This is a genomic window from Herbidospora sp. NBRC 101105 (assembly GCF_030269205.1).
Lineage (GTDB): Bacteria > Actinomycetota > Actinomycetes > Streptosporangiales > Streptosporangiaceae > Herbidospora > Herbidospora solisilvae.
Window position 1 is genome coordinate 632,326 of the sequence record NZ_BSSX01000004.1, and the last position, 12,281, is coordinate 644,606.

Here is a 12,281-nt window from a genome sequence, read left to right on the forward strand (position 1 = left end):
CGAGTCCCGCACGGTGAACCCGCCCACGCAGACACGAGACGCCGACCACCACAGCCCGCCCGCGACCCGCCCGCTGAACCCGCCCCACCAGACACGGGACGCCGACCATCACAGCCCGTCCGCGACCCGCCCGCTGAACCCGTCCGAGCAGACACGAGACGCCGACCATCACAGCCCGCCCGCGACCCGCCCGCTGAACCCGCCCGAGCAGACACGAGACGCCGACCTCCGAAGAGGGGCCGTGACCAGCTCGGGGCACCTGCCCCGGAAGACCAAGGAGACGGACGGCCGGAAGTCGGCGCGGCTGGGGAGTCGACTCTGGAAGGGGGCTGGTCTGACCGGGATGATCCGGGACGCCCTGAGATGTGCATGCGTCAGATTGTCTGACAACTAGACACGGGATCGCAAGCGATTTGCCGCCGACTGGCATAGATGACGCGCAGTAAAGATCTGACAGGAATCATTGACTTTCCAGGCCAGAGCCAATGACAATGCACCGAAAAAGCGGTGCATAAGTTAATAGGAACCGTTGTTTTTACCCGGAAGATTCCCGGAGACGTGGGAAGCGCCTCTCTCGGGGAAGACCGCAACCATGTTGAGTCGGTTTGTACGGGCACCCCGGACCGTCGGGGTCGCCACCGCCATCGCCGAGGTCAAGGAGCGGGGAGGCATCCCCCACCCCCTCGACGGCGCCGAGATGGTCACCTCCGCCGCCGCCTTCGAAGCCATCGCCCGCGCCCTCGATTTTCCGGCGGGTTTCGGTCACTGCCTCGATTCCCTCTACGACCACCTGACGGACCTGTCGTGGTTGTCGCCGGGCGAGCACGTCCTCATCTGGTCGCGGCCGTCGGTCCTCCGCAAGATCGACGCGACGGCCTACGACGGGCTCGGCTCCGTCCTCTCGGACGCCGCCACCGACGGCACCAAGGGCGACGCCACCCTCACGGTAGTCATGCTCGACAACTGACCGGATCGCCGGCCAGACGGCCATCCGGAGGTCGCCGCTGACCACATGCGCCCATCACGTAGACCGAAACGTTGCTTTCGGGTGGTGTTCTACCTCACATTCGCAACCGGCGGGTCACACAGCGGAGTGTGACCGCCGTCACCCTCAATGGGCATCGATTTCTTATCGACGCAGGTGGCGAACAGATTCGAGGACGACGGAGCGTCATCGTCGACCGGAACTTCAGTCGGCGCCCCGACACAGAAAGCCGCGAATCGGTGTCAAACCTGAATAGCCCCCATTTTGTTGCGAACGCCACCTAGTTCCACAGCTCACGCGTTGCTATTGTTTCGCCACTATTAACGCATGTGTTCGCCCTCTGCTGAGGTCCCATGGCTGGCCGCAAACGCTCCATCCGGTTCAAGATCTTCGCGGTCTTGCTCGCCCCCGTGACCGCTCTCGCGGTCATCTGGGCGTTGACCGCGGCTATTACCCTCACATCCGGCCGGGAATACCTCCGCGTCGGGATGGTCTATGAGCACATCGTCCTGCCCTCACGCGCCGTGCTGACCGAGTTACAGCACGAGCGCCTGATGTCGGTCACCTACCTCGGTGGCGGCTCCTCCTTCCACGCCGACCTCGACGCCCAGCAGAAGCGCACCGACGAGATCGCGGCCGGCCTCGCCGGGCACGCCGTCTCCGGGCGCGAGTACGCGCCGCCGGCGCTCTGGGACCGCGTACAGGAACTGCTCCGGCAGCTCGACCGGCTCGACGGGCTGCGCAGCCAGGTGGAGAACCGGGAGATCGGCCGCCTCGACGCCCTCACGCAGTACAGCGAGATCGCCGAGGTCGGCTGGCAAGTGTACGACCGCATGATGATCGCCCCCGACCTCGACCTGATCGGCCAGACGAAGGCGGTCGTGCTGGTCGGGCGGGCCCGCGAGATCGTCAGTCAGCAGTCGGCGCTGCTCGCCGGCACCCTGGGCACCGGCCGGATGAGCGAACGCGAGCAGGACGTGTTCGTCGAGATGGCCGCCAAGCGCTCCCTGCTCTACAGCCTCGGCTTCAGCGGCCTCGAAGGCTCGATGCGCGACCCGTACGTGAAGCTGAACGGGTCCCCGGCCTACCTCGACTTCGTGAAGCTCGAAGGGGCGGTCCGCGACAAGATCCGGCCCGAGGCGCCGCTGCCGCCGGAGGCGGGCCGCTGGCAGGCCACCACCGAGGCCCTCTCGATCACCCTCGACAAGCTGGGCGGCCAGGCCAGCGTCGAGATCGGCAACCGCATGCAGCCGGCCGTCATGAACGTGCTCATCCGGCTCGGCGTGCTCGCCGTCGTCGGGTTGATCGCCGTCGTGGTCACGCTGCTGGTGTCGGTCAGGTTCGGCCGCCGGATCTCCGCCGAGCTCGGCGCGCTGCAGAACGCCGCCGTCGACCTGTCGGACCGGCGGCTGCCCGACATCGTGCGGCGGCTCAGCCGGGGTGACGACGTCGACGTCAAGGCCGAGACCCCGCCGGTCGAGGTGCCCGGCAACACCGCCGAGGTCGCCACGGTCACCAACGCCTTCACGTCGGTGCAGTCGACCGCCGTCCAAGCGGCGGTTGGCCAGGCGCAGCTGCGGCAGGGCGTCAACAAGGTGTTCCTGAACCTGGCCCGCAGAAACCAATCGCTGTTGCACCGGCAGCTCGGCATCCTCGACGGCCTGGAGCGGCAGACCGAGGACCCCAACCTGCTGGAGCAGCTCTTCGGCCTCGACCACCTGACCACCCGCATGCGCCGGCACGCCGAGGGCCTCATCATCCTGTCGGGCGCGGTCCCGGGGCGCGGCTGGCGGGAACCGGTCGCCCTGTTCGACGTGGTCCGCGCCTCGGTCGAGGAGGTCGAGGACTATCTGCGGGTGGACGTCAACGTGCCGCACCACGCCAAGCTGGTCGGCCCGGCCGTCACCGACGCCATCCACCTGATCGCCGAACTGGTCGAGAACGCGACGATCTACTCCCCGCCGCACACCCGGGTCACCGTCCACGGCGACCTGGCGGCGCGCGGGTTCGTCCTGGAGATCGAGGACCGGGGGCTCGGGCTGAGCTCCGAGGAGATGGCCGCCATCAACGAGCGGCTGGCCGATCCGCCGGAGTTCGACCTGGCCGACAGCGACCGCCTCGGCCTGTTCGTCGTCGGACGGCTGGCCAAGCGGCACGACATCACGGTCAACCTGCGGCCGTCGCCGTACGGCGGCACCACGGCCATCGTGCTGATCCCGGCCGAGATGGTGGTCGTGCCCGACCCCGCGCAGATCGCGGCGGCCGAGCGCCTGGTGCCGGCCCAGCCGAATGAGGGACCGGTGTTGTCGCCCGTGTCGGGCCGGCACTCGTCGGGCGCCCAGACCACGGCCGAGACCGACCTGCCCCGACGGGTCCGCCAGGCGAACCTGGCGCCACAACTGCGGGAGGAGCAGGGCAAGTCTGACTTGTACTCTTCCTTCCAGGCCGGTTGGCGCCGAGCGGAGGAAGACGAAGCGTGACCGAAGAACCACCTCTGCTGCGGCCGTACACCCTCACCCGGGGGAGGACCCGGCCCACCGGGCCGGAGTTCGAGCTGATGACGATCATCCGGGCGGTGCCGGGAGCGCCGCTCGGGGGGCTCACCCCGGAGGAGCTCCGGATCGTCCGGATCTGCCAGTCGCCCTCGTCGGTCGCCGACCTCGCCTCCGACGTGGGCCTGTCGCTGAACGTGGTCAGGATCCTGCTGAGCGGTCTGCGCGACCGGAACGTCATCAGCGCCCGCGCGCAGGCCACCGTGGCCCAGCTGCCGGAGGAGCGGATCCTGCGTGAGGTCATCCAGGGTTTGCGAGCCCTCTGAGGGCCTCGTCGAGATGCCGTCGTGCCGGTTCGAGCACCTGCTCGGTGTAGTCGCCGAGCAGGTCCGCCGGACCTTCGGGTAACAGAAGTAACTCCTCGCCGTCGAGGTCGACCGTACCGTTCACGGTCCAAACGGGACCGTCGGGGCGAAGCCGCACCTCACAGACCAGTTCGCGGCCGTCGGGAAGGGTGTACGAAACCCCGAGGCGCACCGTGCCCACGAGATCGGTGATCGGCGACCAGCGCCGGACGTCGGGATGGAAGTCGAGGTAAAGGTCGCGACCGGCCTCGGAAAAAGCGCTGGCAGCGGCCATGACGGCCCGGAGAAGATCGTCGTGCACGGCTCGGTTAATCCTCGTTAATACAGGCATTCGCTGTGACCTGAGGGACTCAGGCCGTTTTTGTAACTTCTGTGTACACGATCACGACCCTCTCGGTATGAAAGGGCCTATGCCTCTTCGTTATAGAAGATTCGTCATCTGTTCGCTTGCCGTCAGCGGCGCGATCGGAGTCGACGTGGCCACTCAGGCGATCGCGGCCCCGCCCGCGTCAGACGCGATCCACGTGTCGGCGAGCACGGGCGACGACGCCAACCCGGGAACCGAGGGCGCGCCGCTGCGAACCGTCGCCGCCGCCCTCAAGCGTGCCAAGGGCGGGGTGATGACGACCATCATCCTGCGTGGCGGCGAGTACCGGGAGTCCCTGGGCAGCATCGCCAAGCCGGTGACGATCCAGTCGTCGCCCGGGGAGCAGGCCTGGTTCAAGGGCAGCACCGACATCCCGGCCGCCAAGTTCGTCCGCGACGGCACCGCCTGGCGCCTCGACGGCTGGAACCCGCAGATCTGCCGGAGCGCCTGCGTGTACCCGCCTGACATCACCACGGGCAACACCGTCGGCGGCGACCCGGAGATGGCCTTCTACGGCGGCAAGCCGCTCCAGCAGGTGACCTCCCGCGCGGCCGTCACCGACGGCACGTTCTACTGGGACGGCCGCGGCACCGTCTACGTCGGCAGCGACCCCGCCCGCGCGCGGGTCGAACTGGCCTCCATCCCGTACGCCGTGCACTTCCTGCCCGGTTCGGAGAACTCCGTGCTGCGCGGCCTCGGCTTCGCCCACTACGCGACCAGCCAGGACTACCGCAAGAAGCCGGCCGCGATCATCTCCCAGGCCAGGGGCGTCGTGCTGGAGGACAACACGATCACCCTCAACGCGGCGGCCGGGGTGTCGGCGCTCGCGAACGACATGCGCCTGGCCGGGAACACGATCACCGGCAACGGCTTCACGGGCGTCAGCTCCCACAAGGCCGCCAACCTCACGATGTACGGCAACGTCGTCTCGGGCAACAACACCGAGAAGATCGGCCTGGTGGCGGTCTCCAGCCTCGCCGGGGCCGGGATGAAGGCGACCTTCCTCGTCAACGCCAACATCCGCGACAACGTGTTCGACGGCAACCAGGGCGCGGGATTCTGGTGCGACCTGTCGTGCGAGAACGTGCGGCTGGTCCGGAACGTGGCCCGGGGCAACGCCAAGCACGGCATGTACTACGAGGTGTCCTCGCGTGCGCTGATCGCCTCGAACCTGCTCGCCGGGAACGGGCAGTTCGGGCTCAAGATCAGCGGCTCGAACAAGGTCCGCGTCTACAACAACACCATGGCCGACAACGCCTCGCCCATCCAGGTCGCCGAGGACCCCCGGCCCCATCTCGACCGCTGCAACGCCGACAACTGTCCCGCCCCCGACGCGGTGGCGCGCGGGGTGACCTGGGACACCGCCGACGTGACCCTGATCAACAACATCTTCTCCGGCCGTTCCGGCGGGGGCGCCCTCGTGGACACGGTGGACGCCAACAGCGCGTCGTCCGGCAAGCGGGTCGGCGCGGCGAAGATGATCCCGGCCGGGCAGATGGACAACAACGGCTACTACCGCCCGACGACCGCCTCCCAGGTGGCGAAGTGGGCGCTCCCGGCCGGCAACGACCAGGCGTTCACCAGCCTGACCCAGCTCAGGTCCACCGGCCGCGAGAACAACGCCCACTACCAGGAGGGCACGGAGGGCTTCTTCGCCGGCGGCGACTACAAGCTGAAGTCGGGCTCCCCGGCGGCCTCGGCCGGCGCCCCGCTGCCCGAGGACGTCGCCGCGGCGATCGGCGTCGACCCCGGCAAGAAGGTCCCCTTGGGCGTGTTACGCGGCCCGAGCGTGGCGACCACGCCCCCCACTCCCACACCCACTGCCACGCCCACGCCTACTGCTTCGCCGAGCGCCAGTCCGTCCGTCACGCCGTCGAAGTCCCCCTCGCCGACGCCCTCCCCGTCGCCGTCGCAGACGGTCGCGCCGGTGCTGGATCTGCTGCGCAGGCAGTTGTACGTCGTCACGCACCCCACCGAGGGCCACTCACTGCTGACCCTGAGCAGAGGCGAGGCCGACAAGGCCGTGGCCCGCTACGGCTACGTCGACCAGGGGGTGACGCTGTTCGTCTCCGGGCGCGCGGCCACCGGCCTGGTGCCCATCCACCGGCTGGTCCACCCGACCACGGGTGACCGCCTGTTCGCCCGCAACACCGTCGAACGCGACAACGCGGTGAACCGCTCGGGCTACGTCTACGAGGGCGTCACCTTCTACGCCGTCAACCAGAACACCCCGGGCACGATCGCCGTCTACCGCCTCAGGAAGGGCGCCTACCACAACTACGTCGTCGGCCCGCAGGCCCGCGACGCGGCGGTCGCCGACGGGTGGACGTACGAGCACATCGCCTTCTACGCCCGCCCGGCCTGACGCACTCCGAACAGCTCCCGCAGGTAGGGAACCCGCCGCACGATCTCGTACGCCGCCAGCGTCACCGCGAACGACACCGCGACGACGGCGGCGTACTTGACGGGGATCGGCGCCTGCCACCGCACCACGTGGTAGGCGGCCACCACCACGACGGGCTGGTGGACGATGTAGACGAACAGGGCGGCGGTCATCAGGTAGCCGCCCTGTTCGGTCCAGGTGCGCCGGTCGAGGAAACCCAGGATGGCCACGCACAGGCACCAGGAGGCCGCGCCGTAGAGCGCTCTGGCGGCGACGTGGGCCGGCACCATGTCGGTCATCGGGTCGCCGGGGACGAGCAGGAAGCCGATCGCCCCCACGGGGAAGAGGACGCCGCCGATCAGGGCGGCGAGAGGGGCGTCTCGCCGCATGGCCGCCCTCAGCCGGTCGTCGGCGGCGACGATGTAGCCGTACACGAAGAACAGCAGGTAGGCCCACCGGTTCCAGGCCGCGAACTCCTGCTCAAGGCCGAAGAGGGCGCAGATCAGCGAGATCGGCACGAAGGGCAGCAGGACGAAGCCCCGCCGCGCGAGGAAGCCGTAGTCCGACGGGATCCAGCGCGCGGTCGCGGCCAGGATGAGCGACCAGGCGACCAGCATGACCACGAACCACAGGTGGCCGACCTCGAAGTGCTCGCCGTCCAGCACGAAGGGGAAGTCGGCGAGGTTCAGGTGGACGTCGAAGAACTCCGGCAGGAACGCCCAGTAGCTCTGGGTCATCCCGGACCTGATCCACTGCGGGATCGGCACGATCGTCACGACGGCGACGACGAGCGGCAGGCCGAGGCGCAGCAACCGGTCTTTCACGAAGCCGCCCGCGCCGCGTTTGCGCAGCGAGTGGAAGGCCGCCACACCCGAGACGAGGAAGAGCGCCGGCATCGCCCAGATGACCACGAACCCGGCCAGGATCGTCGTGATGGAGGTGGTGTCGGCGTTCTTCACGTAGAAGTCGTCGTCGGCGTCGAACACCAGCGCCGCGTGGCCGAAGATCAGCCCGAAGACCACGACGGTCCGGATCAGATCGAGTTCCGGTCGTCGGGTGGACGTCTGGGTGACCATGTCCGCCAGTGTCGGCCCTGGAGTGGCCGCGCGCCAGATCAGGGCACGGTGAGAACGATCTTCCCCGTGGTGCGGCCGGACTCGCCCAGTTCCATGGCCCTGCCGAGTTCGTCGAGCGGGAAGACCGCCGCGATCGCGACCCGCAGCCGCCCGGCGTCGATCAGCGCGGCGAGGCTCTTCAGCGCCGACAGGTCGGGTTCGCAGATCATCGACTCGACCCGCACGCCCTGGTCGACGGCCTGATCCCGCAAGTCGGCGACCTCCATGGAGGCGACCAGGGAGACCAGGACACCGCCGGGCCGCAGCACCGTGAGCGACCGCGGCCCGTAGTCGCCGCCGATGGTGTCGATGACGGCGTCGAGCCCGTCGCACACGGTGGTGAAGTCGGTCGACCGGTAGTCGATCACCTCGTCGACGCCGAGGTGGCGCAGGAAGTCGTGCTTGGCCGCGCTGGCGGTGCCGTAGACGTAGGCCCCGCGGGCCTTGGCGATCTGCACCGCCAGGTGCCCGACGCCACCGGCCGCAGCGTGCACCAGCACCTCGTCGCCCTCGCGGACCTTGGCGACGTCGACCAGCGCCTGCCAGGCGGTCAGCCCGGCCAGCGGCACCCCGGCCGCCTGGACGTGGTCGAGCGCGGCCGGTTTGGGGGCGAAGGTGCGGGCCGGCGCGGCGACGTACTCGGCGAAGGCGCCGTGTCCGACGGGGTAGCGCAACATGCCGAAGACCTCGTCGCCCGGCTTGTAGATCGCCACCCCTCTGCCGACCGCCTCGACGACCCCCGAGACGTCCCAGCCGAGGACGAACGGCGGTTCGCCGATCAGATAACCGGTCGAGCGGTGTTTCCAGTCGGTCGGGTTGAGCCCGGCGGCGTGCACCCTGACCAGCACCTCGGTCGTTCCGGGCACCGGTTTGGGCAGGTCGACGGCGTGCAGGACCTCGGGCCCGCCCAGCGTGTCCTGGCTGATCGCTTTCATCCGAGCTCCTCGAACAGGGTGAGTTGCAGCCCGTCGGGGGCGGTCAGCCGGGCGTTGAGCGAGTTCCACGGGGTGCGGGTGGGCGGCGCGAGCACGTCGGCGCCGTGCTCCTCCAGCAGCGCCGTCGTCGACTCGGTGTCGGGGACCTCCAGGGCGACCCTGATGTGCCCGGCCACCCGCCGGCCGACCTCGACGCGGTCGATGAACTGCGCCTGGCGGACGTCGACGATCTCCACGGTGGCCCGGCCCGCCGACAGCAGGCGGACCCGGCCGTCGTCGGAGGAGAAGTCGGCGATCTCGTGGAGGCCGAGCACGTCGCGGTAGAAGTGAAGGGCCTCGTCGTAGTTCTCGGCCGTCACGACCAGCCGCAGTTCCCGAACCTCAGTCACATGATCCACGTTACCCGTCGATGATCTAACGGCGGGTGAAGTCCATGGTCCAGTTGGTCAGCCAGGTCTCGCCGCCGTCCCGGGAGAAGGCCTGCTCCCAGTGGGCCGACTCGGGGGTGATGGCGTTCCAGATGAACCGGGCGTCGATCTCCTCGCCGGCGTAGTGGTCGCGGCCGAAGAACTCGCCCACGCCTCCGGTGAAGGTGCCGACGACGGGAGGCTGGAGCACGCCGTACCGGGAGTTCGACCAGTAGAGGGACCACTCCTTCCTCTCGACGTCGAACAGGCGCAGGGTGATGCCGCTGAAGGTCAGGCAGACCATCTCGTCGATGTTGGCCGAGCCGTCGAACAGCGGGCGGCAGGTCGAGTGGCCGGTGAACTCCTCCCACGCGCTGTCGGGGTCGACGTAGTTCAGGCGGCGGCGGTTGGCGACGGTCCAGTCGCCGATGAGGAAGTCGAAGCCGGTCATCCGGTCATCCCTTCGGGGAGCGAGTCGGTCAGGTAGGCGGCCAGGTCGGGCCGTTCGGGGGCGAGCACGTGCCGTACCCAGGCGTCGCGCTCATGGGTGATCGGCGGCAGTTCGTAGACGCAGCCGATGAAGTCGGGGGCCAGCCGCACGAAGTGGGCCGGGTCGTCGTCGGGGCAGCCGAGGAAGCGCTGGCCCCCGGCCGCGCCGGTGAAGCGCAGGGCGTTGTCCCAGGCCCAGGAGTAGACGTTCAGATAGGCGCCGGTGTCGCCGCCCCGGTGCAGCACCACGAACGAGGCGGGCGGGGTGCCGTCGGGTTCGGGCAGCAGGTCGGGCAGCAGCGCGTAGGCGGCCCTCTCCACGTGGGGTTCCGGGGAGCCCACGTGGTAGCGCTTGACGTGGCGTCCGCCGACCTCGATCGGCGGCGGCACGGTGAGGATCTTCTCCGCGAAAACCATGCCTGGACGATAAGGAGGCTCCACTGCCAAGGTGTGTCAGTGAAGTCGAGCCGACTGCTCGCGATGGTGCTGCTGCTCCAGACGAAGGGCCGCCGCACCGCCGCCCAGCTCGCCGAGGAGCTCGACGTCTCGGTGCGCACCGTCTACCGCGACGTCGAGGCCTTGCACGCCGCGGGCGTCCCGATCTACGGCGACGCCGGCCACCAGGGCGGCTACCAGCTCGTCGCCGGCTACCGCACCCACCTGACCGGCCTGAACCCGGCCGAGGCCGAGGCGCTGTTCCTGTCGGGCCTGCCCGGCCCGGCGGGCGAACTCGGCATGGGCGACGCGCTGGCCGGGGCCCAGCTCAAGCTGCGCGCCGCCCTGCCGCCCGACCTGCGCGCCCAGGCCGACCGCATGCGGGCCCGCTTCCACCTCGACGCGCCCGGGTGGTACGCCAGGGACACCTCGGTCCCGTTCCTCGGCGCGGTCGCCGACGCCGTCTGGCGCGGACGCCTGCTCCACGTGCGTTACCGCAGGTGGAAGGCGCCCGAGGAGGTCGATCGGGTGCTGGAGCCGTACGGGCTCGTGTTGAAGGCGGGCCGCTGGTACCTGGTGGCCGGGCCGGGGCCGCGTACCTACCGGGTCGACCAGATCCTCGCGCTGCGCACCTCGGCCGAGGAGTTCGAGCCGCCGGACGACTTCGACCTCCCGGCCTACTGGCGCGACCATCAGGAACGGTTCCACGCCTTCCTGCAGCAGGGCGAGGCCGTCGTCCGGGTCGACGGCGCCGAGCGGACCGTCCCGATCGAGTCGATCCCGAAGGCGGCCCGCCACTTCCTGTCGCAGGGCCCGTCGGTCGAGGTGCTCGAACCCCGGGAACTGCGCGACGAGGTGGCCCGGCTGGCGGCCGAGGTGGCCGCGCTCTACCGCCCTACCCCGTAGCCCGCGACACCAGCGCCACGATCAGCGACGCCACGCCCCCCTGAACGATCGACAACACGGCGTCCTGCGCGCCGCCCGCGACCGCCGTCGCGAGCGCCCTCAGCCGTCCCGGCTGCTCCTGTACGGCCGCCACCACGGCCCCCGGGTCGGCGACCGACCCGTCGGGGGCGATGGCCCCGGCCCGGCCGAGCTCCGCGATCAGCGCCCGCAGCTCGGCCACCGCCGCGCTCACGTCGACCGAGCCGTTGTTGACGGTCACATTGCCCTGGTCGTGAACGTTGAAGGTGTCGCGACCGTAGTAGGTGTCGCCCATCCCCGGCTCCTAGTTGTTGACGGTCGCACGGCCACTGCCGCTGACGTTGAAGGTGTCCCGCCCGAAGGTGTTGCCGACGTACACGGGGCTGTTGAACGTGTACGACCTCTCCGTGGGCGGCGGGTCCTCGATCGCGGCCACGACGAGACCCTCGATGCGGCGGATCTCCTCCAGGTCGGTGCCCCACAGGGCGGTGTACTGCGTCCCGGCGGTCTCGATCGTCAGCGCGTACCTGTTCCGCCGGAAGATCAGCCGGTAGAGGAACTGAATCGCCAGCAGCCCGCCACAGACCCCGGCGACGGCGAGCGCGACGGGCAGGTACTCCCGCGCCTCGGGGAACACCTCCTCGGCCACGAACGCCGCCGCGGCCGCCAGCGCCGCCACGACCACGAGCTGACCGAGAGGATGGAAGGTGGAGAGCCGTCCCTTGTAGACGATCCGCAACGTCTGCACACGGGAGATGTTCGCCAGCGGATACACCTCGTGCCCGATCCGCACGATCCGCTTGCTGATCCGAATCTCGCCGACCTTTTTCTTGGCCATGCCCGCCATGGTCGGCGCCGTTCTCCTCGGCGCGCTTGAGTAGCCCCCTACTCATCTCGTTCTAGCGTGAACCCGGTGCAGACCTTCCTGCCCTACGCCGACTTCACCGCGACCGCCGAGGTCCTGGACGACCGCCGCCTGGGCAAACAGCGGGTCGAGGCCATCCAGGTGCTGCGCGCGACGTCCATCGACGACTACGGCTGGCGGCACCACCCGGCGGCCAGGATGTGGCGGGGCTACGAGGAGGCGCTGGTCCGGTACGGCCTGGAGATCTGCGACCGATGGTGCTCGACCGGCCGTGCCGACACCTGCGCCGCCACGCTGCGGCAGGACCTCGTCCGATTCACCGGCGTCGAGACCATCCGCTCCCAGGCCGCCCTGGCCGAAGCCGGCGAGCTGCCGCCGTGGCTCGGCGACCCGGGTTTCCACCTGAGCCACCGGTCGGCCCTGCTGCGCAAGGACCCGCTCTTCTACCGCCCGCTGTTCGGCGACGAACCCGACGATCTCCCCTATGTCTGGCCCGATTCCGACCGGCCCTAGCCTGGT

14 protein-coding genes are annotated in these 12,281 nt (G+C 69.6%); 6 read left to right on the forward strand and 8 right to left on the reverse strand.

Features of this window, described 5'->3' with window-relative positions; translation table 11 throughout:
* Positions 1–592 precede the first annotated feature (592 nt).
* The 3 genes from QSK34_RS20310 to QSK34_RS20320 all read left to right on the forward strand — a co-directional run bounded on the left by QSK34_RS20310 (position 593) and on the right by QSK34_RS20320 (position 3,803).
* Positions 593–967: a barstar family protein gene (locus tag QSK34_RS20310; RefSeq protein ID WP_285585809.1), complete on the forward strand. Its 375-nt coding sequence runs from the start codon at positions 593–595 to the stop codon at positions 965–967.
* A 371-nt stretch (positions 968–1,338) separates the two neighbouring features.
* Positions 1,339–3,465, forward strand: a complete 2,127-nt coding sequence (locus QSK34_RS20315; protein WP_285585810.1) for a sensor histidine kinase — start codon at positions 1,339–1,341, stop codon at positions 3,463–3,465.
* On the forward strand, positions 3,462–3,803 hold the full coding sequence (locus QSK34_RS20320; RefSeq protein ID WP_285585812.1) for a DUF742 domain-containing protein: 342 nt from the start codon (positions 3,462–3,464) through the stop codon (positions 3,801–3,803). The genes QSK34_RS20315 and QSK34_RS20320 overlap by 4 nt, the downstream gene beginning before the upstream one ends.
* On the opposite strand, the gene QSK34_RS20325 is transcribed toward QSK34_RS20320, so the two are convergent.
* Positions 3,778–4,143 (reverse strand): hypothetical protein, encoded by a 366-nt coding sequence (locus QSK34_RS20325; RefSeq protein ID WP_285585813.1) that lies wholly within the window; start codon positions 4,141–4,143, stop codon positions 3,778–3,780. The genes QSK34_RS20320 and QSK34_RS20325 overlap by 26 nt on opposite strands.
* Positions 4,144–4,318: 175 nt before the next feature.
* On the opposite strand from QSK34_RS20325, the gene QSK34_RS20330 reads away from it, so the two are divergent.
* Positions 4,319–6,574: a right-handed parallel beta-helix repeat-containing protein gene (locus QSK34_RS20330; protein WP_285585814.1), complete on the forward strand. Its 2,256-nt coding sequence runs from the start codon at positions 4,319–4,321 to the stop codon at positions 6,572–6,574.
* On the opposite strand, the gene QSK34_RS20335 is transcribed toward QSK34_RS20330, so the two are convergent.
* Genes QSK34_RS20335 through QSK34_RS20355 form a run of 5 tightly spaced genes read right to left on the reverse strand, consistent with a single transcriptional unit; the run spans position 6,556 to position 9,955 of the window.
* Positions 6,556–7,668, reverse strand: coding sequence for an acyltransferase family protein (locus tag QSK34_RS20335; RefSeq protein WP_285585815.1), 1,113 nt, complete (start codon positions 7,666–7,668; stop codon positions 6,556–6,558). The two genes, QSK34_RS20330 and QSK34_RS20335, sit on opposite strands and share 19 nt — an antisense overlap.
* Positions 7,669–7,706: 38 nt before the next feature.
* Positions 7,707–8,642 (reverse strand): NADP-dependent oxidoreductase, encoded by a 936-nt coding sequence (locus QSK34_RS20340; RefSeq protein ID WP_285585816.1) that lies wholly within the window; start codon positions 8,640–8,642, stop codon positions 7,707–7,709.
* Entirely contained in the window at positions 8,639–9,031 is a 393-nt protein-coding gene (locus tag QSK34_RS20345) for a VOC family protein (RefSeq protein ID WP_285585817.1), read from the reverse strand. Before QSK34_RS20345 ends, QSK34_RS20340 begins: the two co-directional genes overlap by 4 nt.
* Positions 9,032–9,056: 25 nt before the next feature.
* A complete protein-coding gene (locus QSK34_RS20350) occupies positions 9,057–9,500 on the reverse strand; it encodes a hypothetical protein (RefSeq protein ID WP_285585818.1) in 444 nt (147 codons plus the stop codon).
* Entirely contained in the window at positions 9,497–9,955 is a 459-nt protein-coding gene (locus QSK34_RS20355; RefSeq protein ID WP_285585819.1) for a hypothetical protein, read from the reverse strand. Before QSK34_RS20355 ends, QSK34_RS20350 begins: the two co-directional genes overlap by 4 nt.
* A 39-nt stretch (positions 9,956–9,994) precedes the next feature.
* Between QSK34_RS20355 and QSK34_RS20360 the strand changes: the two genes are divergently transcribed.
* A complete protein-coding gene (locus QSK34_RS20360) occupies positions 9,995–10,879 on the forward strand; it encodes a helix-turn-helix transcriptional regulator (RefSeq protein WP_285585820.1) in 885 nt (294 codons plus the stop codon).
* Here QSK34_RS20360 and QSK34_RS20365 read toward each other — a convergent pair.
* Together QSK34_RS20365 and QSK34_RS20370 are read right to left on the reverse strand one after the other, a co-directional pair.
* Positions 10,869–11,192 carry a hypothetical protein gene (locus QSK34_RS20365; protein WP_285585821.1) on the reverse strand — a complete coding sequence of 108 codons (324 nt, stop codon included), beginning with the start codon at positions 11,190–11,192 and terminating at the stop codon, positions 10,869–10,871. The two genes, QSK34_RS20360 and QSK34_RS20365, sit on opposite strands and share 11 nt — an antisense overlap.
* A gap of 9 nt (positions 11,193–11,201) precedes the next feature.
* Positions 11,202–11,735: a DUF6232 family protein gene (locus tag QSK34_RS20370; protein ID WP_161482248.1), complete on the reverse strand. Its 534-nt coding sequence runs from the start codon at positions 11,733–11,735 to the stop codon at positions 11,202–11,204.
* A gap of 66 nt (positions 11,736–11,801) precedes the next feature.
* Between QSK34_RS20370 and QSK34_RS20375 the strand changes: the two genes are divergently transcribed.
* Entirely contained in the window at positions 11,802–12,275 is a 474-nt protein-coding gene (locus tag QSK34_RS20375; protein WP_285585823.1) for an MSMEG_6728 family protein, read from the forward strand.
* Positions 12,276–12,281 lie beyond the last annotated feature (6 nt).

Bases quoted from the DNA above. Each gene is read 5' to 3' on its own strand.
- QSK34_RS20310 (WP_285585809.1), top strand. From the start codon at position 593: ATGTTGAGTCGGTTTGTACGGGCACCCCGGACCGTCGGGGTCGCCACC.
- QSK34_RS20315 (WP_285585810.1), top strand. From the start codon at position 1,339: ATGGCTGGCCGCAAACGCTCCATCCGGTTCAAGATCTTCGCGGTCTTG.
- QSK34_RS20335 (WP_285585815.1), bottom strand. From the start codon at position 7,668: ATGGTCACCCAGACGTCCACCCGACGACCGGAACTCGATCTGATCCGG.
- QSK34_RS20340 (WP_285585816.1), bottom strand. From the start codon at position 8,642: ATGAAAGCGATCAGCCAGGACACGCTGGGCGGGCCCGAGGTCCTGCAC.
- QSK34_RS20350 (WP_285585818.1), bottom strand. From the start codon at position 9,500: ATGACCGGCTTCGACTTCCTCATCGGCGACTGGACCGTCGCCAACCGC.
- QSK34_RS20355 (WP_285585819.1), bottom strand. From the start codon at position 9,955: ATGGTTTTCGCGGAGAAGATCCTCACCGTGCCGCCGCCGATCGAGGTC.
- QSK34_RS20365 (WP_285585821.1), bottom strand. From the start codon at position 11,192: ATGGGCGACACCTACTACGGTCGCGACACCTTCAACGTTCACGACCAG.
- QSK34_RS20370 (WP_161482248.1), bottom strand. From the start codon at position 11,735: ATGGCCAAGAAAAAGGTCGGCGAGATTCGGATCAGCAAGCGGATCGTG.